The 24,186-nt window shown below is 62.3% G+C and carries 21 protein-coding genes; 5 read left to right on the forward strand and 16 right to left on the reverse strand.

Annotated elements, in window-relative coordinates:
- Positions 1-21 precede the first annotated feature (21 nt).
- The 13 genes from trpC to AC07SI_RS20475 all read right to left on the reverse strand — a co-directional run bounded on the left by trpC (position 22) and on the right by AC07SI_RS20475 (position 14,412).
- Positions 22-858 (reverse strand): indole-3-glycerol phosphate synthase TrpC, encoded by an 837-nt coding sequence (gene trpC, locus AC07SI_RS20415; RefSeq protein WP_213552735.1) that lies wholly within the window; start codon positions 856-858, stop codon positions 22-24.
- Positions 855-1,904, reverse strand: a complete 1,050-nt coding sequence (gene trpD, locus AC07SI_RS20420) for an anthranilate phosphoribosyltransferase (protein WP_065904599.1) — start codon at positions 1,902-1,904, stop codon at positions 855-857. The genes trpC and trpD overlap by 4 nt, the downstream gene beginning before the upstream one ends.
- A gap of 9 nt (positions 1,905-1,913) precedes the next feature.
- A complete protein-coding gene (locus AC07SI_RS20425; RefSeq protein WP_065904600.1) occupies positions 1,914-2,507 on the reverse strand; it encodes an aminodeoxychorismate/anthranilate synthase component II in 594 nt (197 codons plus the stop codon).
- Between the two features lie 10 nt (positions 2,508-2,517).
- On the reverse strand, positions 2,518-3,999 hold the full coding sequence (trpE, locus tag AC07SI_RS20430) for an anthranilate synthase component I (protein WP_213552734.1): 1,482 nt from the start codon (positions 3,997-3,999) through the stop codon (positions 2,518-2,520).
- Positions 4,000-4,067: 68 nt separating this feature from the next.
- On the reverse strand, positions 4,068-4,886 hold the full coding sequence (locus AC07SI_RS20435) for a phosphoglycolate phosphatase (protein WP_495006403.1): 819 nt from the start codon (positions 4,884-4,886) through the stop codon (positions 4,068-4,070).
- Positions 4,883-5,557: a ribulose-phosphate 3-epimerase gene (gene rpe / locus AC07SI_RS20440; RefSeq protein WP_065904606.1), complete on the reverse strand. Its 675-nt coding sequence runs from the start codon at positions 5,555-5,557 to the stop codon at positions 4,883-4,885. Before rpe ends, AC07SI_RS20435 begins: the two co-directional genes overlap by 4 nt.
- An 84-nt stretch (positions 5,558-5,641) precedes the next feature.
- The gene (locus AC07SI_RS20445; RefSeq protein ID WP_120450178.1) at positions 5,642-6,790 is read right to left on the reverse strand and encodes an iron-containing alcohol dehydrogenase; all 1,149 of its coding nucleotides are present in this window, start codon (positions 6,788-6,790) and stop codon (positions 5,642-5,644) included.
- Positions 6,791-6,999: 209 nt separating this feature from the next.
- A complete protein-coding gene (locus tag AC07SI_RS20450; RefSeq protein ID WP_017739612.1) occupies positions 7,000-7,824 on the reverse strand; it encodes an ABC transporter permease in 825 nt (274 codons plus the stop codon).
- 12 nt (positions 7,825-7,836) lie between these two features.
- Positions 7,837-9,069, reverse strand: a complete 1,233-nt coding sequence (locus tag AC07SI_RS20455) for an ABC transporter permease (protein WP_065904609.1) — start codon at positions 9,067-9,069, stop codon at positions 7,837-7,839.
- Positions 9,070-9,266: 197 nt separating this feature from the next.
- Positions 9,267-10,307 carry an ABC transporter substrate-binding protein gene (locus tag AC07SI_RS20460; RefSeq protein WP_106802479.1) on the reverse strand — a complete coding sequence of 347 codons (1,041 nt, stop codon included), beginning with the start codon at positions 10,305-10,307 and terminating at the stop codon, positions 9,267-9,269.
- Positions 10,308-10,350: 43 nt separating this feature from the next.
- Entirely contained in the window at positions 10,351-11,463 is a 1,113-nt protein-coding gene (locus AC07SI_RS20465; protein ID WP_065904611.1) for an ABC transporter ATP-binding protein, read from the reverse strand.
- A gap of 306 nt (positions 11,464-11,769) precedes the next feature.
- On the reverse strand, positions 11,770-12,399 hold the full coding sequence (locus tag AC07SI_RS20470) for a response regulator (protein ID WP_065904613.1): 630 nt from the start codon (positions 12,397-12,399) through the stop codon (positions 11,770-11,772).
- Between the two features lie 18 nt (positions 12,400-12,417).
- A complete protein-coding gene (locus AC07SI_RS20475) occupies positions 12,418-14,412 on the reverse strand; it encodes a PAS domain-containing sensor histidine kinase (protein ID WP_495006404.1) in 1,995 nt (664 codons plus the stop codon).
- A 77-nt stretch (positions 14,413-14,489) separates the two neighbouring features.
- Here AC07SI_RS20475 and AC07SI_RS20480 point away from each other — a divergent pair, with 77 nt between their 5' ends.
- Positions 14,490-15,464 carry an alpha/beta hydrolase family protein gene (locus AC07SI_RS20480; RefSeq protein WP_495006405.1) on the forward strand — a complete coding sequence of 325 codons (975 nt, stop codon included), beginning with the start codon at positions 14,490-14,492 and terminating at the stop codon, positions 15,462-15,464.
- A 79-nt stretch (positions 15,465-15,543) separates the two neighbouring features.
- Here AC07SI_RS20480 and AC07SI_RS20485 read toward each other — a convergent pair whose 3' ends face one another.
- The 3 genes from AC07SI_RS20485 to AC07SI_RS20495 are packed head-to-tail and all read right to left on the reverse strand — an operon-like array spanning position 15,544 to position 18,009.
- Complete coding sequence (locus AC07SI_RS20485) at positions 15,544-16,311, reverse strand: TerB family tellurite resistance protein (protein ID WP_495006406.1); 768 nt, start codon at positions 16,309-16,311, stop codon at positions 15,544-15,546.
- A gap of 1 nt (position 16,312) precedes the next feature.
- Complete coding sequence (gene murU, locus AC07SI_RS20490) at positions 16,313-16,987, reverse strand: N-acetylmuramate alpha-1-phosphate uridylyltransferase MurU (RefSeq protein WP_065904621.1); 675 nt, start codon at positions 16,985-16,987, stop codon at positions 16,313-16,315.
- The gene (locus AC07SI_RS20495) at positions 16,984-18,009 is read right to left on the reverse strand and encodes an aminoglycoside phosphotransferase family protein (protein ID WP_065904623.1); all 1,026 of its coding nucleotides are present in this window, start codon (positions 18,007-18,009) and stop codon (positions 16,984-16,986) included. Before AC07SI_RS20495 ends, murU begins: the two co-directional genes overlap by 4 nt.
- Before the next feature lie 130 nt (positions 18,010-18,139).
- On the opposite strand from AC07SI_RS20495, the gene AC07SI_RS20500 reads away from it, so the two are divergent.
- From AC07SI_RS20500 to rsmA, 4 genes are read left to right on the forward strand one after another with little or no spacing between them, the layout of a single operon-like run.
- Positions 18,140-20,950 carry an LPS-assembly protein LptD gene (locus AC07SI_RS20500; protein WP_065904625.1) on the forward strand — a complete coding sequence of 937 codons (2,811 nt, stop codon included), beginning with the start codon at positions 18,140-18,142 and terminating at the stop codon, positions 20,948-20,950.
- Positions 20,925-22,265: a peptidylprolyl isomerase gene (locus tag AC07SI_RS20505; RefSeq protein WP_065904630.1), complete on the forward strand. Its 1,341-nt coding sequence runs from the start codon at positions 20,925-20,927 to the stop codon at positions 22,263-22,265. The genes AC07SI_RS20500 and AC07SI_RS20505 overlap by 26 nt, the downstream gene beginning before the upstream one ends.
- A complete protein-coding gene (pdxA, locus tag AC07SI_RS20510) occupies positions 22,262-23,251 on the forward strand; it encodes a 4-hydroxythreonine-4-phosphate dehydrogenase PdxA (protein ID WP_065904632.1) in 990 nt (329 codons plus the stop codon). The genes AC07SI_RS20505 and pdxA overlap by 4 nt, the downstream gene beginning before the upstream one ends.
- The gene (gene rsmA / locus AC07SI_RS20515) at positions 23,248-24,060 is read left to right on the forward strand and encodes a 16S rRNA (adenine(1518)-N(6)/adenine(1519)-N(6))-dimethyltransferase RsmA (RefSeq protein ID WP_065904634.1); all 813 of its coding nucleotides are present in this window, start codon (positions 23,248-23,250) and stop codon (positions 24,058-24,060) included. Before pdxA ends, rsmA begins: the two co-directional genes overlap by 4 nt.
- The last annotated feature ends 126 nt before the right edge of the window (positions 24,061-24,186 follow it).

The following is a 24,186-nucleotide window of genomic DNA, read 5'->3' on the forward strand; positions in this document are numbered from 1 at the left end:
CACACTTACCGACGTTGAAAGTCAGTCGAGGGTCGAACCACTCACCGCCACGCCACGCTCCGGGAAGAACAGACGCTGCAACTCCGCCCCCGGGTTCTCGGCGCGCATGAAGGTCTCGCCCACCAGGAACGAGTACACCCCACTGATTTCCATCAGTTCCACATCGGCACGGTTGACGATGCCACTCTCGGTAATCACCAGACGGTCGCGCGGAATCCGCGGCAGCAGGTCGAGGGTGTTTTCCAGGCTGACTTCGAAGGTGTGCAGATTACGGTTGTTGACGCCCACCAGCGGCGTGTCGAGGGTTTTCAGCGCACGTTCCAGCTCATCACCGTCGTGTACTTCGACCAGCACATCCAGGCCGACACTCTTGGCCACGGCCGCCAGCTCCGCCATCTTCACATCATCCAGCGCGGAGACGATCAGCAGCACGCAGTCGGCGCCCAAGGCGCGGGCTTCGACGATCTGGTACGGGTCGACCATGAAATCCTTGCGGATCACCGGCAACTTGCACGCCGCGCGAGCCTGCTGCAGGAACAGGTCGCTGCCTTGGAAGTAATCGATATCGGTGAGCACGGAGAGGCAAGTCGCCCCGCCCTTCTCATAGCTCTTGGCAATGTCTTCAGGAACGAAGATCTCGCGAATCACACCCTTGCTGGGCGAAGCCTTCTTGATTTCAGCAATGACGGCAGGCTGTTTTTCCTTGGCCTGCTTGATCAGCGCATTGGCAAAGCCACGCGGTGCGTCAGCGATTTTCGCCTGGCTTTCCAGCTCGGCGAGGCTGACGCGAGCACGGCGCTCGGCGACTTCTTCGGCCTTGCGGGCCAGGATCTTTTCCAGAACGGTCGGCACACTCATCCTTCATTCTCCATCTTGAATACTGCGGTGAATGCTCCCAGTTCTTCGAGCTTCTCGCGAGCCAGACCAGTGTGCAGCGCATCGTGGGCCAAGGCGACACCTTCCTTAAGACTATAGGCGTGGTCGGCTGCGTAAAGTGCCGCGCCAGCATTCAGAACAATCATTTCCGCCGCTTTTTGACCGTTCTCGGTCTTGCGACGCCCGAGGGCATCGCGAATCAGTTCCAGCGATGCCGCCGGGCTTTCCACCGCCAGGCCGTGCAGGCTCTGGCTTTTCATGCCCAAGTCTTCAGGCTCGACCCAGTATTCGGTGACCTGGTCGTCCTTCAACTCCGCCACGAAGGTCGGTGCTGCCAGGCTGAATTCGTCCAGGCCGTCCTTGGAATGCACCACCAGCACATGCTTGCTGCCCAGGCGTTGCAATACTTCCGCCAGGGGCCGGCAAAGGGCCTGGCTGAACACGCCGACCACCTGGTGCTTCACACCGGCCGGATTCGTAAGCGGGCCGAGCATGTTGAACAGGGTGCGCAGGCCGAGGTCCTTGCGCGGGCCGGCGGCGTGCTTCATCGCGCCATGGTGGGACTGGGCAAACATGAAGCCGATGCCGACGTTGTCGATGCAGCGCGCCACTTGTACCGGGGTCAGGTTGAGGTAGATGCCGGCTGCTTCCAGCAGGTCGGCACTGCCGCTCTTGCCGGACACCGCACGGTTGCCGTGCTTGGCCACGGTGCAACCCGCCGCCGCGACCACAAAGGAGGACGCCGTCGACACGTTGAAAATATTCGCACCGTCGCCGCCGGTGCCGACCACGTCGACCACGCCATCGAGGGTCTTGAGCTCAACCTTGTCCGCCAGCTCGCGCATGACCGACACGGCGCCGACGATCTCGTCGATGCTCTCGCTCTTCATGCGCATGGCCATCATGAACGCGCCGATCTGCGCGTCGGTGCATTGACCGGTCATGATCTCGCGCATCACATCGCTCATTTCAGCGGTGCTCAGGTCCAGGTGGCCGACGATACGGCTCAGGGCAGTCTTGATATCCATGGAAAGTCCTTAGCGCGTGCCGCCGCTCTGCTTGAGAAAGTTGGCGAACAGCTCGTAGCCCTGCTCGGTCAGGATCGATTCGGGGTGAAATTGCACCCCTTCGATATTCAGTGTCTTGTGACGCAGGCCCATGATCTCGTCGACCGAACCGTCTTCCAGCTGGGTCCAGGCGGTGAGTTCCAGGCATTCCGGCAGGGTCTCGCGCTTGACCACCAGCGAATGGTAGCGGGTCACGGTCACCGGCAGGTTGAGGCCGTGAAACACGCCCACATCATTATGGAACACCGGGCTGGTCTTGCCGTGCATCACCTGGCGCGCGCGCACCACGTCACCGCCAAAGGCCTGGCCGATGGACTGGTGGCCCAGGCACACGCCCAGGATCGGCAGCTTGCCGGCGAAATATTGGATTGCTTCCAGGGAAATACCCGCCTCGGTCGGCGTGCACGGGCCTGGCGAAACCACGATACGCTCCGGGTTCAGGGCAGCGATCTCGGCCACGCTCAGTTCGTCGTTGCGCACTACCTTGACCTCGGCACCCAGCTCGCCCAGGTACTGCACAACGTTGTAGGTAAAGGAGTCGTAGTTATCAATCATCAGCAACATGGGGGAAACCTCAGGAATTGGGGGTCTGTTCAGCCAGCGCAACGGCGCGGAACATCGCGCGGCGCTTGTTCAGGGTTTCTTCCCATTCGAGGGCCGGCACCGAGTCGGCGACGATCCCGCCGCCGGCCTGCACGTGCAGTTCCCCGTCCTTGATCACCGCCGTACGGATCGCAATGGCGGTGTCCATGTTGCCGTTCCAGGCGAAATAACCCACGGCGCCGCCGTAGACACCGCGCTTGACCGGTTCCAGCTCGTCGATGATCTCCATCGCGCGGATCTTCGGCGCACCCGACAAGGTGCCCGCCGGCAGAATCGCGCGCAGCGCGTCCATCGCGGTCAAGCCGGCTTTCAGCTCACCGGTGACGTTGGACACAATGTGCATCACATTCGAGTAACGCTCGATCACCATCTTCTCGGTGAGTTTCACCGAACCGATTTCCGACACACGCCCCGTGTCGTTGCGGCCCAGGTCGATCAGCATCAGGTGCTCGGCGATTTCCTTGTCGTCACTGAGCAGGTCTTCTTCCAGCGCCAGGTCGGCTTCTTCGGTCGCGCCACGCGGGCGTGTGCCGGCGATCGGGCGCACGGTGATCAGGTTGTCTTCGACCCGCACCAGCACTTCCGGCGAACTGCCCACCACGTGGAAGTCGCCAAAGTTGAAGAAGTACATGTACGGCGTCGGGTTGAAGCAGCGCAGCGCGCGATACAGGTCGATCGGCGCAGCCTTGAAGTCGATGGACATGCGCTGCGACGGCACGACTTGCATGCAGTCACCGGCGAGGATGTATTCCTTGATGGTATCGACCGCGCGCTCGTAGTCATCCTGAGTAAAGCTTGAACGAAAGATCGGGTCGGCTGCCGGTGGACGGCTGAGGTCCAGGCCGCGACGCGGGGTGATCGGCTGGCGCAGTTTTTCCAGCAGGGCTTCGAGGCTGGCCTGGCCCTGCTCGAAGGCGTCGGCCTTGGACGGGTCGGCGAGCACGATCGCGTGCATCTTGCCGGCGAGGTTGTCGAACACCACCACCGCATCCGAGACCATCAACAGAATGTCAGGCACACCCAGCGGATCCGGGTTCGGGCATTTGCCCAGGCGTTTTTCCACGTAGCGCACGCAGTCGTAGCCGAAATACCCCACCAGGCCGCCGTTGAAACGCGGCAGGCCAGGGATGGTCGGCACGTTGTAGCGCGCCTTGAAGGTTTCGACGAACGCCAGCGGGTCTTCCACGTCATGGCTTTCGATCTCGACGCCATCATGGGTGATGCTCACGTGATGGTCGTGCACCCGCAGTACGGTGCGGCACGGCAGGCCGATGATCGAGTAACGGCCCCACTTCTCGCCGCCCTGTACCGATTCGAGCAGGTAGGAGTTGGGCTCGTCGGCCAGTTTCAGGTAGATCGACAGCGGCGTATCGAAGTCGGCCAGGGTTTCACAGGCCAGGGGAATGCGGTTATAGCCGGCAGCGGCCAAACGCAGGAATTCTTCGCGGGTCATGATGTGCCTCGTGGCATGAGGGTCTAACAGTCAGGTATGCAAACGTGCCGCAGCGCGGCCAGGATCAGTCAGGCGCGCCAACGCCAGCGGGCCAGGGCCTTGATGACTTTCATCCAGAGTTTGCGAGTGACCACCACGATGGAATTTCCAGAAGGGGACGGATCGATGTCGGGCAACGTTATCTCAGCGCCCGCTCCCAAGCAACCGGGGATTAACAGTCGCAGGTCATCAATCACCAGCGCCGGCGACTCTTCGGCGATCGGCCGGCCATGGTTGTAGCCGTAACTGAGCGCCACGCACTGCACGCCAGCGGCCTTTGCCGCCAGCACATCACTGCGCGAATCGCCGACAAACAACGACTGGGAGGCCGGGATATTGGCCATTTTCATCACGAAAAACAGCGCTGCCGGGTCGGGCTTCTTCTGCGGCAAGGTATCGCCACCGATGATCCAGCGGAAATACCGGCCGATTTTCATCTGGTCCAACAGCGGCGCGACGAAACGCTCCGGCTTGTTGGTGATCAGGGCCATTTCCACGCCCTGCTTGCTCAGCCATTTGAGCGTGTCGCGCACGCCGGGGTAGACCACGGTCAGTTCGTGGCCGCTTTCATAGGCGGCATTGAACAGTTCCAGGGCGTGCTCGGCCTCGACATCGTCGACGCCTTCGGCATCGATGTGATTGGCCAAGGCCCGGCGCACCAGCATCTGCACGCCGTTGCCGACCCACTCGCGCACCGATTCGATCCCCGCCGGCTTGCGCCCCAGCTTGAGCAGCATCTCGTCCACCGCCGCTGCCAGGTCAGGCACCGAATCGATCAACGTACCGTCCAGATCGAACATCACCAGCCGTGGCAGCTTGCCGGGAAACAGCTGCTCGAAGCCGCTCATGGACGCGCCAGCGCCAGTTCTGCACGCATCTTGTCGATGACTTCCTGGTAATCGGGGGCGTTGAAGATCGCCGAGCCGGCCACAAAGGTGTCGGCGCCTGCTGCTGCGATTTCACGGATATTGTTGACGTTGACCCCGCCGTCGATTTCCAGGCGGATATCGCGGCCCGAGGCATCGATCAGCGCGCGGGCTTCGCGCAGTTTGTTCAGGGTGCCGGGGATGAACTTCTGCCCGCCGAAGCCTGGGTTGACGCTCATCAGCAAGACCATGTCGACCTTGTCCATCACGTATTCAAGCACGCTCAACGGGGTCGCCGGGTTGAACACCAGGCCCGCCTTGCAGCCGCCTTCGCGGATCAGTTGCAGGGTGCGGTCGACGTGCAGCGTGGCTTCCGGGTGGAACGTGATGTAGGTGGCGCCGGCCTCGATGAAGTCGCCGACGATGCGGTCCACCGGGCTGACCATCAGGTGCGCGTCGATCGGCGCGGTGACGCCGTACTTGCGCAGCGCCGCGCAGACCATCGGGCCGATGGTCAGGTTGGGCACGTAGTGGTTGTCCATGACATCGAAGTGCACGAAGTCGGCACCGGCGGCCAACACTTTGTCCACTTCCTCACCCAGGCGGGCGAAGTCGGCGGAGAGAATCGATGGAGCAATGACGAAGGGCTGCATGACGCACCTTTTTTGAGCTAAATCACGATGGCGCGCATTGTATACCTCATGCTTTGCCCTGCGCACCGTGACCTGGCTCAACGGCTAGTACGCAGCCCGATAGATTTTCTCGATATCCGCCGCGCTGAGCTTGCGCGGATTGTTGCGCATCAGGCGCTCGATACCGGCCGCTTCGGTGGCCATGGACGCGATAGCCTCCTCGGGCACGCCAAAGCTGCGCAGGCCTGCCGGGATCTCCACGGCAGCGCACAAGCGTGTCATCGCCTCGACTGCCTGGTCGGCCGCATCGTTGACGCTGAGCCCGCTCACATTCACGCCCATGGCCTGGGCAATGTCCTGCATGCGCTCGACACAGGCCAGCTTGTTCCAGTGCATCACATACGGCAGCAACAGGGCGTTGCTCACGCCGTGGGCGATATTAAAGCGTCCGCCCAGCGGGTACGCCAATGCGTGCACCGCGCCGACCCCGGCGTTACCGAATGCCATGCCGGCCATCAGGCTCGCGGTGGCCATGTCATCGCGGGCCTGCAGGTTGGCCGGGTTGGCGTAGGCCTTGGGCAGCGCCGTGGCAATCAGCTTGATCGCGCCAATGGCCAGGGCATCGGTGATCGGCGAGGCGTTCAGCGACAAATAGGACTCGATGGCATGCACCAGCGCATCCACACCACTGGCCGCGGTGACACTGCGCGGGCAGGTCAAGGTCATTTGCGGGCTGATCAACGCGACATCCGGCAGCAGGTAATCGCTGACGATGCCTTTCTTCAACTGCGCGGCCTTGTCGGAGAGGATCGCCACATTGGTCACCTCGGAGCCGGTGCCGGCAGTGGTAGGGATCGCGATCAGCGGCGGGCCCTTGCGCGGCACCTGGTCGACGCCGAACAAATCCGCCAGCGCGCCGTGGTAACCGGCATAGGCCGCGACACTCTTGGCGATGTCGATGGCACTGCCACCGCCCACGCCGATCAGGCCATCGTGCCCGCCTTCGCGGTACACGCGCATGCAGTCCTCGACGATGGCGATTTCCGGGTCGGGCAGCACGCGGTCGAAGATTTCGTAAGTGCGCTCACCAAGGTGTTCAAGCGCCAGCGCCACGGTGCCGGACTTGACCAGTGCGGCATCGGTGACGATCAGCGGGTTGTCCACATCCAGGCGTGTGAGTTCGGCAGCCAGTTGTTCGATGGCGCCAGCGCCGGTCAGCAGTTTGTGGGCGATCTTGAATGAGGAAGTACTCATGTGCGCGGCCTCTTATTCGGAAATGGGCTGGCACTAGAGTAGCTGAGGGAAATAGGTTGTCAGCCATTCAGCAACTGAATGGTCTGAATGAACACAAAACCAATGTGTGTGGGCTTGCTCGCGAAAGCGGTGTGTCAGTCAACAGACCTTTTACTGATCCACCGCTCTCGCGAGCAAGCCCGCTCCCACATTTTGATCTCCGCTTGGGTTTAGACCTGGGCGGTACGCAGTTTTTCGCTGCGGCCGCGCAGCCATTCCAATGTCAGCAACAGCAAGACCGAGAAGGCAATCAACAAGGTCGCCGCCGCAGCAATGGTCGGGCTGAGGTTCTCGCGGATGCCGCTGAACATCTGGCGCGGCAGGGTCGCTTGCTCGGGGCCGGCGAGGAACAGCGTCACCACCACCTCGTCGAACGACGTGGCGAAGGCGAACAGCGCGCCGGAGATCACCCCCGGTGCAATCAACGGCAGGGTCACCCGGCGAAACGCGGTCAATGGCGAAGCGCCCAGGCTGGCAGCCGCCCGCACCAGATTATGGTTGAACCCCTGCAACGTCGCCGACACGGTGATGATGACAAACGGCACGCCGAGCACGGCGTGCACCACAATCAGCGAGAAGAAACTGTTGCCCAGGCCCAGCGGCGCAAAGAACAGGTAACTGGCCACGCCAATGATCACCACCGGCACCACCATCGGCGAAATCACCAAGGCCATGACCAAGGCTTTGCCGGGGAAATTCCCGCGCGTCAGGCCAATCGCCGCCAGCGTGCCGAACACCATGGCCAGCACCGTGGCCGCCGGGGCGACGATGATGCTGTTCTTCAAGGCACGCATCCATTCGGCCGAGGCGAAGAAGTCCTGGTACCAGTGCAGCGAAAAACCCTGCAGCGGGTACACCAGGAAACTGCCGCTGTTGAACGACAGAGGGATGATCACCAGCACGGGCAGGATCAAGAACAGCAGGATCAGGCCGCAGAGAATCCGCAAGCTGTAGAACCACACCCGCTCGACGGGCGACATATAAGGGCTCAGCATCGCAAGGTCTCCTCAGCTCAGGCGCAGGCGACTGGCGCCCACCAGCCGGTTATAGATCAGGTACAGCACCACGGTCGCCAGCAGCAGCAAGCCGCCCAGCGCCGTCGCCATGCCCCAGTTGATGCTCGTGTTGGTGTAGAAGGCCACGAAGTAGCTGACCATCTGGTCGTTCGGGCTGCCGAGCAGCGCCGGCGTGATGTAGTAACCAATCGCCAGGATGAACACCAGCAGGCATCCGGCGCCGACCCCGGCGTAGGTCTGCGGGAAGTACACGCGCCAGAAGCTCGCGAATGGGTGACAACCCAGGGAAATTGCCGCACGCATATAGGTGGGCGAGATGCCCTTCATCACGCTGTAGATCGGCAGGATCATGAACGGCAGCAGGATGTGCACCATCGAGATGTAGACCCCGGTGCGGTTGAACACCAACTCCACCGGTTTGTCGACCAGGCCCATGCCCATCAACGCGCTATTGATCAGGCCACCGGACTGCAGCAACACGATCCACGCCGCCACCCGCACCAGGATCGAGGTCCAGAACGGCAGCAGCACGAGGATCATCAGCAGGTTGCTTTTGCGCGCCGGCAGGTTGGCCAACAGGTAGGCCAGGGGATAGGCCAGCAGCAGGCACACGAAGGTGATCACCAGGCCCATCCAGAAGGTGCGGGCGAAGATGTCCAGGTAGATCGCCTGGTCCGGCGTGGCCGGGGCGACTTCGCCGAGGTCGTCGATTCGATGATCGACGGCCGCCAGCAGGTAATACGGTGTGAGGCTGCTGGTATTGCGCCGGATCGCCTGCCAGTACGCCGGGTCGCCCCAGCGTTCATCGAGGCTTTCCAGCGCTTCTTTATAGGAAGCGGGTGCGTCGCTGAACGGCAGCGCCCGCGCGGTTTTGGTCAGCAAGCTGCGATAGCCGGCCAGTTCCATGTTCAAGCGCTTGGACAGGTCGCCCAGGGTCTGGTTTTTACGCGCTTCGCCCAGGTCCTCGCTGAGGGCCTGATACACCGGCTCGCCCGGCAAACCCCGGCCATCCCAGGTCTTCACCGCGACCACGGTGCGCGGCAGACCGCCCACCACTTCCGGGTTGCCGACGCTTTTGTAAAGCAGCGCAACAATCGGCACCAGGAACACCAGCAGCAAAAACAGCACCAGCGGCGCAATCAAGGCCTGCGCCTTCCAGCGATTGAGCCGCTCGGCACGCGCCAGGCGCTGCTTGAGGGTGGGGCTGGGAATGGCGATAACCATGGCAAACTCCGGAACTTGAAAATGAATGCGCTCTGCCCAACACAGCAGATTTCATGTGGGGGCGGGCTTGTGTGGGAGCGCGCTGGCTCGCGAATGCGGTGTGACAGTCAGCCCAAGAGGAGACTGATCCACCGTATTCGCGAGCAAGCCCGCTCCCACACTTACCGGTTCGCACATGGGTCCAGCGGTGTTGCAGGTTATTTGGCAGCCCAGGAATTGAAGCGCTGCTCCAATTGCTCGCCGTTATCCGCCCAGAAGCTCACATCGATCTGCACCTGGTTGGCGATGTTCTCTGGCGTGGTCGGCATATCCTTCAGCACATCCTTGGCCAGCAACGGTACGGCTTGGGTATTGGCCGGGCCGTAGGCGATGTTTTCCGAATAGGTTTTCTGCTGCTGCGGCTGCACCGAGAAGGCGATGAATTTCTTCGCCGCTTCCGCGCGATCCTTGGCCAGGCCCTTTGGAATGGCCCAGGCATCGAAGTCGTAGATGCCGCCGTTCCACACCACTTTCAGGTTGCTCTCTTTCTGCACGGCAGCGATGCGACCGTTGTAGGCCGAGCTCATCACCACGTCACCCGAGGCGAGGTACTGCGGCGGCTGTGCACCGGCTTCCCACCACTGGATCGACGGCTTGAGTTCGTCGAGCTTCTTGAACGCACGGTCCTGGCCATCCTTGCCGGCCAGCACTTTGTAGACGTCCTTCGGTGCAACCCCATCAGCCATCAAGGCGAATTCCAGGGTGTACTTGGCGCCCTTGCGCAGGCCGCGCTTGCCCGGGAATTTCTTGGTGTCCCAGAAATCTGCCCAACTGGTCGGCGCAGAAGCCAGCTTGTCGGCGTTGTAGGCCAATACGGTGGACCACACGAAGAAGCCCACGCCGCACGGCTGGATCGCGCCCTTCACGTAGTCGCCCGCGTTGCCGAACAGTTTCGGGTCCAGTGGCTCGAACATGTCTTCGTCGCACCCACGCGACAGTTCCGGGGACTCGACTTCCACCAGGTCCCAGGACACGCTCTTGGTGTCGACCATGGCCTTGACCTTGGCCATTTCGCCGTTGTACTCGCCAGCGACGATCTTGCCGTTGCCGGCGCTTTCCCACGGTGCGTAGAAGGCCTTGACCTGGGCCGCCTTGTTCGCGCCGCCGAAGGACACGACCGTCAGGTCCGGGCCTGCCATGGCCTGTGTCGCGCCCATCAATCCAATCGCCAGGGCCGAATATTTAAGGGATCTCAACATTGTTGTTCTCTCCACGTGCAGGGTTGGTGAAGCCATGGGGCGATCAATTCGCCTCTAGAAGTGGGTCGAGTGCGCGAACGTGCTCGACTTGCCAGCCAATCGGTACCACGTCGCCAACCGCCAACGCTGGGTCCAGCTCGGCGATCGGTTGTTTCACAAAAAAATCGGTCTTGCCGCAGACTTCCAGGCGCACACGCACGTGGTCACCCAGGTAGATGAACTCCGCCACCCGCCCGGAGAAACGGTTGCTGCAGCTCTCGCTGGAACCATTCAGGCTGACGCGCTCAGGGCGAACCGACAGGGTCACCGGGCCGCCGACCTGGCCGACGTTCACCGCCAGCGCCTCGACCTTCTCGCCGCGCGCCAGCTCCACCACGCAACGGTCGCCGGTATGGCTGTGCAGGCGCCCGTTGAGGCGATTGTTCTCGCCGATGAAGTTGGCGACGAAGGTGTTCTTCGGCTCTTCATAGAGGGTGCGCGGCGCAGCAATCTGCTGGATCTCGCCCTGGTGGAACACCGCTACCCGGTCAGACATGGTCAAGGCTTCGCCCTGGTCGTGGGTCACGTACACCACGGTCACGCCGAGCCGCTGGTGCAGGTGCTTGATCTCCATCTGCATGTGTTCACGCAGTTGTTTGTCGAGGGCGCCGAGGGGTTCGTCCATCAGCACCAGTTGCGGCTCGAACACCAGCGCCCGGGCCAATGCCACGCGCTGTTGCTGGCCGCCGGAGAGTTGCGCCGGGTAGCGCTGGGCGAAGGCATCGAGCTGGACCATATTCAGCACGCGCTTGACCCGCTCGCTGATGTCGGTCTTGCTCAAGCCGCGCACCGACAGCGGGAACGCGAGGTTCTCGGCGACGGTCATGTGCGGGAACAACGCGTAGTTCTGGAACACCATGCCGATATCACGCTTGTGCGGCGGCACGTTGTTGATGGAGCGGCCGGCCAGTTGGATTTCGCCGGCAGTCGGCGTTTCAAAGCCGGCGAGCATCATCAGGCTGGTGGTCTTGCCCGACCCGGACGGCCCGAGCAGGGTGAGGAACTCGCCCTTGCGAATCTCCAGGTTGAGGTCCTTGACGATCAGGTTCTCGCCGTCGTAGCTCTTCTGCACGCCACGAAAGCTGACCAGCACATCATTTGAATCCACCTCGCTCATACCCGCACCTTTGTGTTTTGGACTGCCGTGGCACAAGCGTAGTCCAGCCGCGAGACCCCGGAAATCGGGGGCCAGGAGAGAATCGCATCAGCCGGATGGAAGGTTGGGGGTAGGGATCGCCCTACACGAATGGCGGGGACAGGACAGTGCTGCGACAAGATGCGCGCTGCAAGCGGCAAGAATGGGCATCTACCTGCGAAACACCTGTCGCAAACAGACACGCCCCTTCCCTGTAGAAGCCCGGCTCGGCGGCGATGCGTACGAAGAATCGCTTTCGCCGGCAAGGAATAGACGTCACTCCGCGTCTTACAAAAGCTTGTGCTCCATGGCGTACTTCACCAGTTCCGCCAACGAAGTGATATTGAGCTTCTGCATCAGCCGCGCCTTGTGGGTGCTGATGGTCTTGCTGCTCAGCGCCAGCTGCTGGGCGATGTCATTGACATTGGCGCCCTGGGCCAGGCGCTCGAACACCGAGAACTCCCGCTCCGACAGCAGCGAATGCAGCGGACGGGCGTCGGTCAGGCCGACTTCAAAGACCATGCGATCCGCCAGGTCCGGATCGATGTAGCGCCCACCGGCCGCCACCTTGCGGATCGCCGTGAGCAACAGCGCCGGGTCGCTGTCCTTGGTTGCGTAACCGGCAGCACCGACCTTCAGGGCGCGGGCGGCCATCTGCGCTTCATCGTGCATGGACAGCACCAGGATCGCCGGCGGATTGCTCAACGCGCGTATCCGCGCAATCGCCTCCAAACCGTTGACGCCAGGCATCGAGATATCCAGCAACACCACCTCGCAGGGCACATGGCGCAAGGTCTCGAGCAACTGCTCGCCATTGCTCGCCTCGCCCACGACCTGCAGGTCTTTGGCCAGGCCGATCAATTGCTTGATGCCTTCTCGAACGATGGTGTGGTCTTCGGCTACCAGTACGCGAATCACAAGGCCTTCCTCTTAGGGTTATGCATCCAACGGCACCGTGACACTCAGGGTCGTGCCCTCCTCCAGCTCGCTGTCCAGGCTCAGTTGCCCGCCCATGATCAACACCCGCTCGCGCATGCCCACCAGGCCAAACGACACGGGACGCCCCTTGGCCTGGACGAAACCGACGCCGTCATCACTGATGGTCAGCCGCAGGTGGGGACCTTCCACCACCAGCGTCAGCTCGACAGTATGCGCCTGGGCATGGCGCATCACATTGGTCAGCGCTTCCTGCAGGATCCGGAACAGGCCGATGGCCTTGGCATCACTCAGGGTCGGCAGGTTCTCCGGGACTTGCACCAGGCAGGGGATTTGCGTGCGCGCTTCAAAGCGCCGCGCCTGCCACTCGATGGCCGAGGCGATCCCGGCATCCAGGATCGGCGGGCGCAGCGCCGTCGCCACGTCCCGCACCAGTTGGAACAGCTGGGCGATCAGGCGCTTCATGCTGTTCAGGCGCTCATGCAGGCCTGGGTCCAACTGTGCATAGGCCAATTCGCACATGGAGGTTTCCAGCTTGAGCACGGTGAGCATTTGCCCCAGCTCGTCGTGGACTTCGCGGGCGATGCGCGCTTTTTCTTCTTCGCGCACCGTTTCCAGGTGGGCCGACAACTCGCGCAACTGCGCTTCACTTTGCAACAGGGCTGCCAGGGTACGGCGCAGTTCGGTGACGTCGTTGAGGTAGACCACCAGGTATTCAGCTTCGGCAAACCGCAGAAAACTCAGGGACACGTTCGCCGGCAGGATGCTGCCATCGGCGCGCCGGCAATCGGTGGCGAAGTTCTGTGGCCCCTCTTCGCTGGCCCGCGCGCGCTTCCACAGGTTGAGCCAACGGTCCATATCCAGGGAAGGATCGAGGTCGGCCAGCGGCCGCTCAATCAGGGCGCCGGCGTTATAACCGAGCATGTTTTCGGCCGCGCGGTTGGCGTAGCGCACGTGGCTGTCCCAGTTGACCCACAGGATGCCAACGGTGCTTTGGTCGATGGAGAACTGCGTCAAGCGCAAGGCTTCAGCACCGGCGGCGCGGGCCGCGCTTTCTTCGCGGGCGGCCAGCAGGCCTTGCTCGAGCACGCGTTGCTGGCGGCGCTGCCAGAACACAATGGCCAGGCTGGCGAGCAGGAGCAGCCCCAAAAACAGGCTGAGGTTTTGCCACAGGCCCGGGGATTCCGTCATGCGTGGGTATTTGGGCTGCAGCCAGCGGTTGTGCAGTTGGTCCAGGTCACGGGCCGGGATAGCGCGCAAAGCGCTTTGCATGATGCCGGCCAGTTCCGGCCAATCCCGGCGCGTGGCCACTCGCAGCAGCTGCGGCAGGCCGATATCGCCCACCACCGCCAGCCCGGCGAACTCGGCCTCGCCGGACAAGCGGCTCAACTGCGCTTGATCCACCACGGCATACCGGGCCTGTTGGCTGACGAGCAACTGCAGGGCCTGGCGCTCCATGGGCACACCTTGCAGATTGAGGCCGGGATACGTACCGCGCAGGTAATCGGCCACGGCACTGGGCATGCGCACCGCGACACGCGATTGCTCGTCGAGCTTTTCCAGTTCGACCGCTCCGCTACCGTCACGGACACCCACGATGTGTTGCGGCACGCGCATATAGGGATCGGTGAACAGCCACAGGCGCAAACCGGCCGGGGTCTGTTGCAGGCCGGGGGCGATGTCCACTTCGCCATCGCCGAGGGCCGCCTCCAACTGCTCCTGGCTGGGGAAGTTGCGCCAGGTCAGTTCGATATTCAGCGCCTTGGCCAGCCATTGCATCAGCTCGACATTGGCCCCGGACAACCGCTGCAGGCGGCGGTCGTATTGTGCGTACGGCGCCTGCAACACCAGGCCCACCCGCAACTCCGGGTGCCGGGCCAGCCATTCGCGTTGGGCCGCATTCAGCTGCGCTTGTGGGGCCGCGGGCGCAGGGGCGGCGTTCGCCATCAAGGCAAAGCATAAACAGCCGATAACCAGCAGACAGCGAAAACCCATGATCCACGTCTCACATCACTGACAAATACTGACCAACCCATTAGGCTGCTGGAATCACTTCTGGCCGGGAATTAACGATGCCCTTTCTCCACCGTTCGGCACTGCCAGCATTGTGCCTGTCGCTTCTCTTTACCAGTGCCTTTTCCGTACAGGCGGCGGATGCACCCGCGCCTGCGGCGGAAAAACCGGTCGAACGCCTGCCCTTGCCCGAGCGCAGCCAGGAAGAAGCCAGTGCCCTTGAGCGAAAGATCCCGCAACAGGAACAGCAACAGTTGCAGGCCGGCAGCGACTCATTCCTCGCCCTGTGGAAACCGGCCAACAGCGCCGAACCCGAAGGCGTGGTGATTATCGTACCGGGCGCCGGCGAAAATGCTGACTGGCCGCAAGCAATCGGCCCGTTGCGACGCAAGTTTCCGGACGCCGGGTGGGGCAGTCTCAGCCTGTCGTTGCCGGACACCAGCATGGACACGCTGCCGCCGCGCGTCATGGAAGCGTCCAAGGCCACTGTCGACACCAGCAGCAAAGACGCGAGCACCGCCGACAAACCCATCGAACAGGCCGCCAGTGCCGAAGCCGAAGGCACTGACCCGGCCGTGGTACCCGGCGCCGACGAGCAAGACAAGACCGACGCCTCACGCATCTTCGCGCGCATCGATGCCGCGGTGGCCTTCGCCCAGACCCAGGGCGCACGCAGTGTGGCGCTGGTCGGTCATGGCACCGGGGCCTGGTGGGCCGCGCGTTACTTGAGCGAGAAGCAGCCGTCCCAGGTACAGAAATTTGTCATGGTCGCGGCGCAGACGCCCACCGGCCGCCAACCGGACGTCGAGCAGTTGGCTCCCGGCCTGAAACTGCCGACCGCCGATGTCTTCTATCAAGACACCGCCCTGGCACGCAAAAACGCCCTGGCCCGTGCGCAGGCGGCCAAGCGCTTGAAGAATGAAGGGTATAAGCAAGTGACATTGAAGACCCTGCCCGGCAACAGCGCGGCCGAGCAGGAGCAGTTGTATCGGCGGATTCGCGGCTGGCTGAGCCCGCAGGCAAGCAGCGACTAACCCCGGGTTTCCGCAGACCTCCTGTGGGAGCAGGCTTGCTCGCTCTCACAATAGGGTTGTCACACTCACATCGCGTGACTTAACGGAAATCCCGGCGCTCGCGAATCAACGCATAGGCGCTGTGCAATTCGCGGGTGCGCTCGGTCGCCTCACGCACTTGCGCGGGAGTTGCGCCACTGCCGGCAATCTTGTCCGGGTGGTGGCGGCTGAGCAAGCGGCGGTAGGCGCGCTTGATCACCGACGGCTCGCTGGTGGAGGTCACGCCAAGCAAACGCAGCGCGTCCTGATAACTGCCACCGCGATTGACCAATGGCTTGCGCTCCGGCGTGTAGTCCGCGGCCAGTGCCTGCAGTTGCTGCGGCGTCCAGCCCAGCCACTTGCCCCACAGGTCGATCAGGTCACGCTCGGCGTCATCCGCCCGGCCGTCCGCCCAGACCATCCGCCAGCACGCACGCAACACACCTTCGGCTGCATGCGGCTGAGCCTTGAGCATACGCAGGTAGGTGCGCACACGGTCAGACCCGGATTTGCCGCGATTGAACGCCGCGATCGCCCGGCGCTGGGCCGAGTCGGTCATGTCCAGCGAACGCATCTCCTGGCGCGCCTGCTGGATATGCCCGTCCACCACGCGACCATTGCTCTTGGCCAGGCGCCCCAGCAGCACGAACAATAATTCATCATTGCGCAACGCCGGGCGCCCGCCCAGGCGCTCGCGCAACTGTGCCCAGCTTTGCAGTTGCAGGCGGCGGTCCAGCGCCTGCCCCAACAGCGCACCCAACAAGGCCCCCGGAATGCTGGCAATGGCAAAGCCAGCCCCGGCGCCGATCAGCGTCCCTGGCCACAACATGCTACTGCCCCGCTGTCAGCAGGGTTTCGACTTGCGCCAGGCGCTCCAGCGTGCCGACATCAATCCAGCGTCCCGCCATGTGTTCCCCCGTCACCAAACCTTTGGCCATCGCCGCGCGCAGCAGCGGCGCCAGCTTGAAGGCACCGGCACTGCAACCCGCGAACAATTTCGGGTCGAGCACTGAAATGCCACTGAAGGTCAGGTTATCGGCACCGGGCGCCGCATCATGAAGCACGCCTTGATCAAGGTAGAAATCACCGCCGGAGGGGTGATGCGCCGGGTTGTCGACCATCACCAGATGCGCCAGGCCCTGCAGCGGTTGGCGCAGCCGGGTGAAGTCGTAGTCGGTCCAGATATCACCATTGACCACCAGGAAGGGTTCATCCCCCAGCAGCGGCAAGGCCTGGAAAATCCCGCCGCCGGTTTCCAGCGGCTCGCCTTCCGGGGAGTAGCGGATGCGCAAGCCAAATTGTGCGCCGTCGCCCAGGTAGCTTTCGATCTGCTGGCCCAGCCAGGCGTGGTTGATCACGATATCGGTGAAGCCGGCCTTGGCCAGCGCCTCCAGGTGATATTCGATCAGGCGCTTGCCACCGGCCTGCACCAGCGGCTTGGGCGTGTGCAAGGTGAGCGGGCGCATGCGCTCGCCTTTGCCCGCCGCCAGGATCATCGCCTTCATACGCTGGCCTCGGCGGGCTGGCGCAGGCTGGTCAGCAACTCAGCCAGTTCGCTCAACTCGGCACGTTCGGCCAGCACTGCTTCTATATAAGCAAAGAAGCGCGGCACGTCGGCCAGGTAGCGCGGCTTGCCATCGCGATGGCAAATGCGCGCAAAGATGCCGATAACCTTGAGGTGACGCTGGACGCCCATCAGGTCGCTGGCGCGCAGGAACTCGTCGAAATCCGCCTGCACCGCAATGCCGGCCTGCCCCGCGCGCTGCCAATAGCCGCGTTGCCATTCCCGTACGCGGGCCTGGGGCCAACTGAGGAATGCATCCTTGAACAGGCAGGTGATGTCGTAGGTGACAGGGCCGTAGACCGCGTCCTGGAAATCCAGCACGCCGGGGTTCGGCTCGCTGATCATCAGGTTGCGTGGCATATAGTCGCGGTGCACCAGCACTTTGGGCTGCGCCAGGGCGCTGTCGATCAGCCGATCACTGACGCGCTGCCAGAGCGCTTGCTGCTGTGTATCGAACTCGATACCCAGGTGCCTGCGCACGTACCACTCCGGAAACAATTCCAGCTCGCGGCGCAGCAAGGCGACGTCGTAGCTGGGCAACGGCGCATCCATCGGCAACTGCTGAAAGGCCAGCAATGCATCGATGGCATCGGCGAACAATCGGTCGGCGTTTTGCTCGTCGATGACGTCCAGGTAGGTTTTTCTGCCCAGGTCATTGAGTAAAAGAAAGCCTCGCGACAAATCTTCTGCATAAATTTTTGGAACATTTATGCCGGACTTCGCAAGCAAATGAGCGATATCGACGAAAGGTTTGCAGTTTTCCTGGGGGGGTGGAGCGTCCATCACGACGAACGTGCGACCACCCCCTTCCCACCGGAAATACCGCCTGAAACTCGCGTCGCTGCTGGCCGCGGTCAATGTGGCCGGGGGTACGGCACCCCAGCCTTGAGCGTTGAAAAGGATCGGCAACTGCTCATCCAGCCAGACTTCCAGCTGTTGTAAACGTAGATCTTGCTCGGGCATTACAAGGGTCTCCGACGGCGCTAGCCGTCAAGCGGGTCATGCTTTATTATCACGCATCTTTTTCAGACCATCGAGAGGCGTGCGGCCCACACCGCGGGCAGATGGCACGCAGGAAGCCCGGACTAATAAGATGGCATTGAAATCCCCCGCGTTTCGTAGAAAATTTCCGTTGCTGGTAACCGGCAGTCTGCTGGCCATGCAACCCTTCGCCACCTCATTCGTGGTCGCCGCGGAACAGTATGACTGCTCAGTCTCTGCTTCGGGTGCCTGGGATTGCGCGCCGAAAACCGCCGCTGCCCCTCTACCACCGCGCCCGGTGCATGACGGCGCTGCCGTCAGCTCGGCCAACAGTACGGCTCAGGCCGATACCGGTGGCAAAGCCGATGCCGAGCCTAAGACCGCACTGGTTACCGAAGCCAAGGGCCGTGGCCTGCGTTCGCGCAGCGCCGACTACAGCCACCTGGACTGGGTACCGCGCGACAAGCTGACCGCAGCCCAGTTGGCCGAAACCGGTCCTTACTGCGGCGGTGCGTACATCGAGCCGATTCGTCCTGGCATGAACGACAAGACGAACAAGAGCGATGCGCCCACCTTCATCGGTGCCAAGGCCTCTCGCTACGAGCAGGAACAACAGGTCGCGACCCTGGCCGGTGACGTCGTCATGCGCCAGGGCAGCATGCAGCTGGAGTCCGAGGAAGCCAGCCTGTACCAGGCTGAAAACCGCGGCGAGCTGAACGGCAATGTGCGCATGCGCGACAACGGTGCCCTGATCGTCGGCGACCACGCCGAGGTCCAGCTGGACACCGGCGCGGCGCAGATCGACAACGCCGAGTACGTGCTGCACAAGTCGCGCATCCGCGGCAACGCGCTGTACGCCAAGCGTGCCGAAAACGCGATCATCCGTCTCAAGGACGGTACGTACACCACGTGCGAGCCAGACAGCAACGCCTGGCAACTCAAGGGCAACAACATCACGTTGAACCCGGCCACCGGCTTCGGTACGGCTACCAACGCGACGTTGCGGGTCAAGAACATCCCGATCCTGTACACCCCGTACATCTATTTCCCGATCGACGACCGTCGTCAATCCGGCTTCCTGCCACCAAGCTTCAGCAGCGGCAGCGAAACCGGCTTTACTTTGGTAACGCCGTACTACTTCAACCTGGCGCCCAACTATGACGCCACGTTGTACCCGCAATACATGACCAAGCGTGGCCTGATGATGGAAGGCGAGTTCCGCTACCTCACCAAGTCCAGCGAAGGTCAGGTCGGCGGCGCGTACCTGAACGACGACAACGACGAACGCAAGCGCCAGACCGATTACGAAAAAACCCGCTACATGCTCAACTGGCAACACAAGGGCGGGCTGGATTCGCGTGTACTGACCCAGGTCGACTACACCACGATCAGCGATCCTTACTACTTCCAGGACCTCAAGTCCTACCAGGAAGGTGTCGAGAGCCAGGACTACGTCAACCAGCAGGGTTCCGTCACTTATCGCGGCGACACCTTCCAGGCACGTCTGAACCTGCAGGCCTACCAGTTGGCCACGATTTCCCAGGTCACCCCGTATGACCGCCTGCCGCAGATCACCTTCAACGGTACCCTGCCGTACCATCCAGGTGGCTTGAACTTCAGCTACGAGACCGAAGCCGTACGCTTCGACCGCGACCTGGAAAACGGTAGCTTCACCAACGAAAACGGCGAGATTGAACCGCGCCTGGACACCTATGTTCGTGGCCTGACCCGTGCAAACGGTACTCGCCTGAACGTAGCGCCAGCCGTCGAATACCCGATGAACTGGACCTACGGCTTCGTGACGCCGAAGCTCAAGTACGTCTACACCAAGTACGACCTGGACCTGGACAACATCGGCAAGAACCAGATCGTTGCTGATCAGGCTGCAGCCACCGCTGCCAACCCGTACGCGGGCGGCACCTTCAAGAGCTCCCAGGACCGTGCGCTTCCGGTGGCCAGCATCGACAGCGGCCTGTACTTCGATCGCAACACCAACTGGTTCGGTAAAGATTATCGCCAGACCCTTGAGCCGCGTGCGTTCTACCTGTACGTACCGAACAAGGACCAGAGCGATATCCCGGTGTTTGACACCAGCGAGTACTCGTTCAGCTATGCGTCGCTGTTCCGCGACAACCGCTTCAGCGGCTCCGACCGTATCGGCGACGAGAACAAGCTGTCCCTGGGCTTGACCAGCCGCTGGATCGAAGACAACGGCTTCGAGCGTCAGCGCGTATCCGTGGGCCAGGCGCTGTACTTCAAAGATCGTGAAGTGCAACTGCCGGGCATCCTGGCTTCCGACCGTGCCGACGCACAGTCCGATGTCTCGCCAATCGCCCTGGACTACGAGTTCCGCTTCAACCGCGACTGGCGCGCCACTGCCGACTACAACTGGGACACCGAGAATCACAGTCCTCGTTCCGGCAGCGCGATGCTTCACTACCAGCCGGAAGACAACCCGAACAAGATCATCAACGTCGGCTATCGATATCGTAACGACCAGGTCGTCTACAACCAGCTGACCGGCAAATGGCAGTTCGGTGGTGACTATGGCCAGCCAGGCGATCCGAACTTCGTGAAGGATTACTACAAAATCCAGCAACACGACTTCTCGATGATGTGGCCGATCATTCCACAGTGGAACCTGATCACCCGCTGGCAGTATGACTACGCTCGCAACCGTACCCTGGAAGCCTTCGGTGGTTTCGAGTACGACAACTGCTGCTGGAAACTGCGCTTGATCAACCGTTACTGGGTTTCCAACGACGAATACAGCCAGATCGCCCCGCTTAACGAAAAGGGTGACCACGGGCTCTTCCTGCAAATCGTCCTCAAAGGACTCGGCGGCCTGACCGGCGCCAAGGTAGAGAGCTTCCTCGACAAAGGCATTGAAGGTTATCGTGAACGTGAAGACCAAGCTTTCTGATTGTCTGCGCCCGCTAGTGCTGGGCGCGCTGTTCCTGGGTACCGCATCGGCTCACGCTGCGGTTCAAGAACTGGATAAAGTAGTGGCCATCGTCGATAACGACGTGATCATGCAGAGCCAACTGGACCAGCGCGTCAAGGAAGTCCAGCAAACCATCGCCAAGCGTGGCGGTGGCGTGCCGCCTACCAGCGTCCTGGACCAGCAGGTGCTTGAGCGCCTGATCGTCGAGAACCTGCAACTGCAGATCGGCGACCGTTCCGGCATCCGTATTTCGGATGAAGAACTGAACCAGGCCGTGGGCACCATTGCCCAGCGCAACAACATGAGCATTGACCAGTTCCGCGCGGCCCTGGCCCACGATGGTTTGTCCTATGAGGACGCCCGTGACCAGATCCGTCGTGAAATGATCATCAGCCGTGTGCGCCAGCGTCGTGTGGCCGAACGCGTTCAGGTGTCCGAGCAGGAAGTGAAGAACTTCCTGGCGTCGGACCTGGGCAAGATGCAGCTGTCCGAAGAGCTGCACCTGGCCAACATCCTGATCGCCACGCCTGACAGCGCCACATCCGAGCAGCTGAATGCCGCTGCGGCCAAGACCCAGGCTATCTATGATCGCCTGAAGGCCGGTGCCGACTTCGCCCAAATGGCGATCGCCCAGTCGGGCAGCGACAACGCCCTCGAAGGCGGTGACATGGGCTGGCGTAAAGCTGCTCAATTGCCACCTCCGTTCGACCGCGAGCTGAGCGCGATGGAAGTCGGTGGCATCACCCAGCCTGCACGCACGCCGGGTGGCTTCATCATCCTCAAGCTCCTGGAAAAACGTGGCGGCGAGACCTCGCTGAAAGACGAAGTGCATGTTCGTCATATCCTGGTCAAACCAAGCGAAATCCGCAGCGAAGCGCAAACCAAGGAACTGGCCCAGAAAATCTATGACCGCATTGAAAGCGGTGAAGACTTCGCCACCCTGGCCAAGAGCTTCTCGGAAGACCCGGGTTCTGCCCTCAACGGCGGCGACTTGAACTGGATCGACCCGAAAGCCCTGGTGCCGGAGTTCCAGCAGGTGATGGCCGAGACGCCACAAGGCGTGCTGTCCAAGCCGTTCAAGACCCAATATGGCTGGCACGTACTGGAAGTCCTTGGCCGTCGCGCCACCGACAACACCAGTCAGGCCCGCGAGCAACAAGCACTGAACGTACTGCGTAACCGCAAATACGACGAAGAGCTGCAAACCTGGCTGCGTCAGATCCGTGACGAAGCTTATGTAGAGAACAAGCTGCCAGGCGCCGAGCAAACAGGCACCGACCAGGCAGCCCAGTGAAACCCCAGCGTTTCGCGGTGACACCCGGCGAGCCGGCCGGCATTGGTCCAGACCTGTGCCTGCTGCTCGCCTCGCAACCCCAGCCACACCCCCTGATTGCCATTACCAGCCGTGACCTGCTCCTTGAGCGGGCCGCGCAGCTGGGTGTGGCGGTCAATCTGCTGGACGTGGCGCCGGGCAACTGGCCTGACCTGCCTGCTCCTGCCGGCAGCCTGTACGTGTGGGACACCCCGCTTGCAGCCAAGGTCGTGGCCGGGCAGCTGAACAAGGCCAATGCGGCCTTTGTCCTGCAAACCCTGACACGTGCTGGCCAGGGCTGCATCGACGGCGACTTCGCCGGCATGATCACCGCGCCGGTGCACAAGGGCGTGATCAACGAATCCGGTATCGCCTTTTCCGGCCACACCGAATTCCTTGCCGAGCTGACGCACACCGAACAAGTCGTGATGATGTTGGCCACGCGCGGCCTGCGGGTCGCCCTGGTGACCACGCACCTGCCACTGCGCGAGATTGCCGACGCCATCACCGTTGAACGTGTCGAACGCGTAACGCGCATCCTGCACGCCGACCTGCAACATAAATTCGGCATTGCCCAACCGCGCATCCTGGTTTGTGGGCTCAATCCCCACGCCGGTGAAGGCGGCCATTTGGGCCATGAAGAAATCGACATCATCGAACCAACCCTGGAGCGTCTGCGCCAAGAAGGCATGGACCTGCGCGGCCCGTTGCCTGCAGACACTCTGTTTACCCCCAAATATCTGGAGCACTGCGATGCAGTGCTGGCGATGTACCATGACCAGGGGCTGCCCGTGCTGAAATACAAAGGCTTCGGCGCCGCAGTCAACGTGACACTGGGCCTGCCGATCATCCGCACCTCCGTCGACCATGGCACCGCCCTGGACCTGGCAGGCAGCGGCAAGATCGATACCGGCAGCCTGCACGTGGCCCTGGAAACCGCCTATCAGATGGCCGAGACCCGTATATGACCGAGCATTACCAACACCGGGCGCGCAAGCGCTTCGGGCAAAACTTCCTGCACGACGCTGGCGTGATCGACCGTATCCTGCGCTCCATCCATGCCAAGCCCGAAGACCGCCTGCTGGAAATCGGCCCGGGCCAGGGCGCACTGACCCAAGGCCTGTTGGCCAGCGGCGGCCAACTGGACGTGGTGGAACTGGACAAGGACCTGATCCCGATCCTCAACCAGCAGTTCGCTGGCAAGCCCAACTTCAATCTGCACCAGGGCGACGCACTGAAGTTCGACTTCAACACCCTCAATGCCGCGCCCAACAGCCTGCGCGTAGTCGGCAACCTGCCGTACAACATCTCCACACCGCTGATTTTCCACCTGCTGAACAACGCCGGGATCATCCGCGACATGCACTTCATGCTGCAGAAAGAAGTGGTCGAACGCCTGGCTGCAGGGCCTGGTGGTGGTGATTGGGGCCGCCTGTCGATCATGGTCCAGTACCACTGCCGCGTGGAACATCTGTTCAACGTCGGCCCAGGTGCGTTCAATCCACCGCCCAAGGTTGACTCAGCCATCGTGCGCCTGGTGCCGCACGCCGTGCTGCCGCACCCGGCCAAGGATCACAAGCTGCTCGAGCGCGTGGTGCGCGAAGCGTTCAACCAGCGCCGCAAGACCCTGCGCAACACGCTCAAGGCGCTGCTGAGCAACGCCGAAATCGAAGCCGCCGGCGTCGACGGCAGCCTGCGCCCCGAGCAACTGGATCTGGCGGCGTTCGTGCGCCTGGCGGACCAGCTTGCCATTCAGCCCGCCCCCGCCGTCGAATAACCCCGTAGCAGCCGGCTTGCCGGCGATGGCGCCCTCAACCTCGCTATCGCCAACAAGCCGGCTCTAACAGGGGCGTGCCCACCCGGCCAGACGGCATGTCTGGCCTAGTGCCCACCTATTGGCCTA

The organism is Pseudomonas sp. GW821-FHT05D12 (assembly GCF_059419825.1).

Bases quoted from the DNA above. Each gene is read 5' to 3' on its own strand.
- trpC (WP_213552735.1), bottom strand. From the start codon at position 858: ATGAGTGTGCCGACCGTTCTGGAAAAGATCCTGGCCCGCAAGGCCGAA.
- trpD (WP_065904599.1), bottom strand. From the start codon at position 1,904: ATGGATATCAAGACTGCCCTGAGCCGTATCGTCGGCCACCTGGACCTG.
- AC07SI_RS20425 (WP_065904600.1), bottom strand. From the start codon at position 2,507: ATGTTGCTGATGATTGATAACTACGACTCCTTTACCTACAACGTTGTG.
- trpE (WP_213552734.1), bottom strand. From the start codon at position 3,999: ATGACCCGCGAAGAATTCCTGCGTTTGGCCGCTGCCGGCTATAACCGC.
- AC07SI_RS20435 (WP_495006403.1), bottom strand. From the start codon at position 4,886: ATGAGCGGCTTCGAGCAGCTGTTTCCCGGCAAGCTGCCACGGCTGGTG.
- rpe (WP_065904606.1), bottom strand. From the start codon at position 5,557: ATGCAGCCCTTCGTCATTGCTCCATCGATTCTCTCCGCCGACTTCGCC.
- AC07SI_RS20445 (WP_120450178.1), bottom strand. From the start codon at position 6,790: ATGAGTACTTCCTCATTCAAGATCGCCCACAAACTGCTGACCGGCGCT.
- AC07SI_RS20450 (WP_017739612.1), bottom strand. From the start codon at position 7,824: ATGCTGAGCCCTTATATGTCGCCCGTCGAGCGGGTGTGGTTCTACAGC.
- AC07SI_RS20455 (WP_065904609.1), bottom strand. From the start codon at position 9,069: ATGGTTATCGCCATTCCCAGCCCCACCCTCAAGCAGCGCCTGGCGCGT.
- AC07SI_RS20460 (WP_106802479.1), bottom strand. From the start codon at position 10,307: ATGTTGAGATCCCTTAAATATTCGGCCCTGGCGATTGGATTGATGGGC.
- AC07SI_RS20465 (WP_065904611.1), bottom strand. From the start codon at position 11,463: ATGAGCGAGGTGGATTCAAATGATGTGCTGGTCAGCTTTCGTGGCGTG.
- AC07SI_RS20475 (WP_495006404.1), bottom strand. From the start codon at position 14,412: ATGGGTTTTCGCTGTCTGCTGGTTATCGGCTGTTTATGCTTTGCCTTG.
- AC07SI_RS20480 (WP_495006405.1), top strand. From the start codon at position 14,490: ATGCCCTTTCTCCACCGTTCGGCACTGCCAGCATTGTGCCTGTCGCTT.
- AC07SI_RS20485 (WP_495006406.1), bottom strand. From the start codon at position 16,311: ATGTTGTGGCCAGGGACGCTGATCGGCGCCGGGGCTGGCTTTGCCATT.
- murU (WP_065904621.1), bottom strand. From the start codon at position 16,987: ATGAAGGCGATGATCCTGGCGGCGGGCAAAGGCGAGCGCATGCGCCCG.
- AC07SI_RS20495 (WP_065904623.1), bottom strand. From the start codon at position 18,009: ATGCCCGAGCAAGATCTACGTTTACAACAGCTGGAAGTCTGGCTGGAT.
- AC07SI_RS20500 (WP_065904625.1), top strand. From the start codon at position 18,140: ATGGCATTGAAATCCCCCGCGTTTCGTAGAAAATTTCCGTTGCTGGTA.
- rsmA (WP_065904634.1), top strand. From the start codon at position 23,248: ATGACCGAGCATTACCAACACCGGGCGCGCAAGCGCTTCGGGCAAAAC.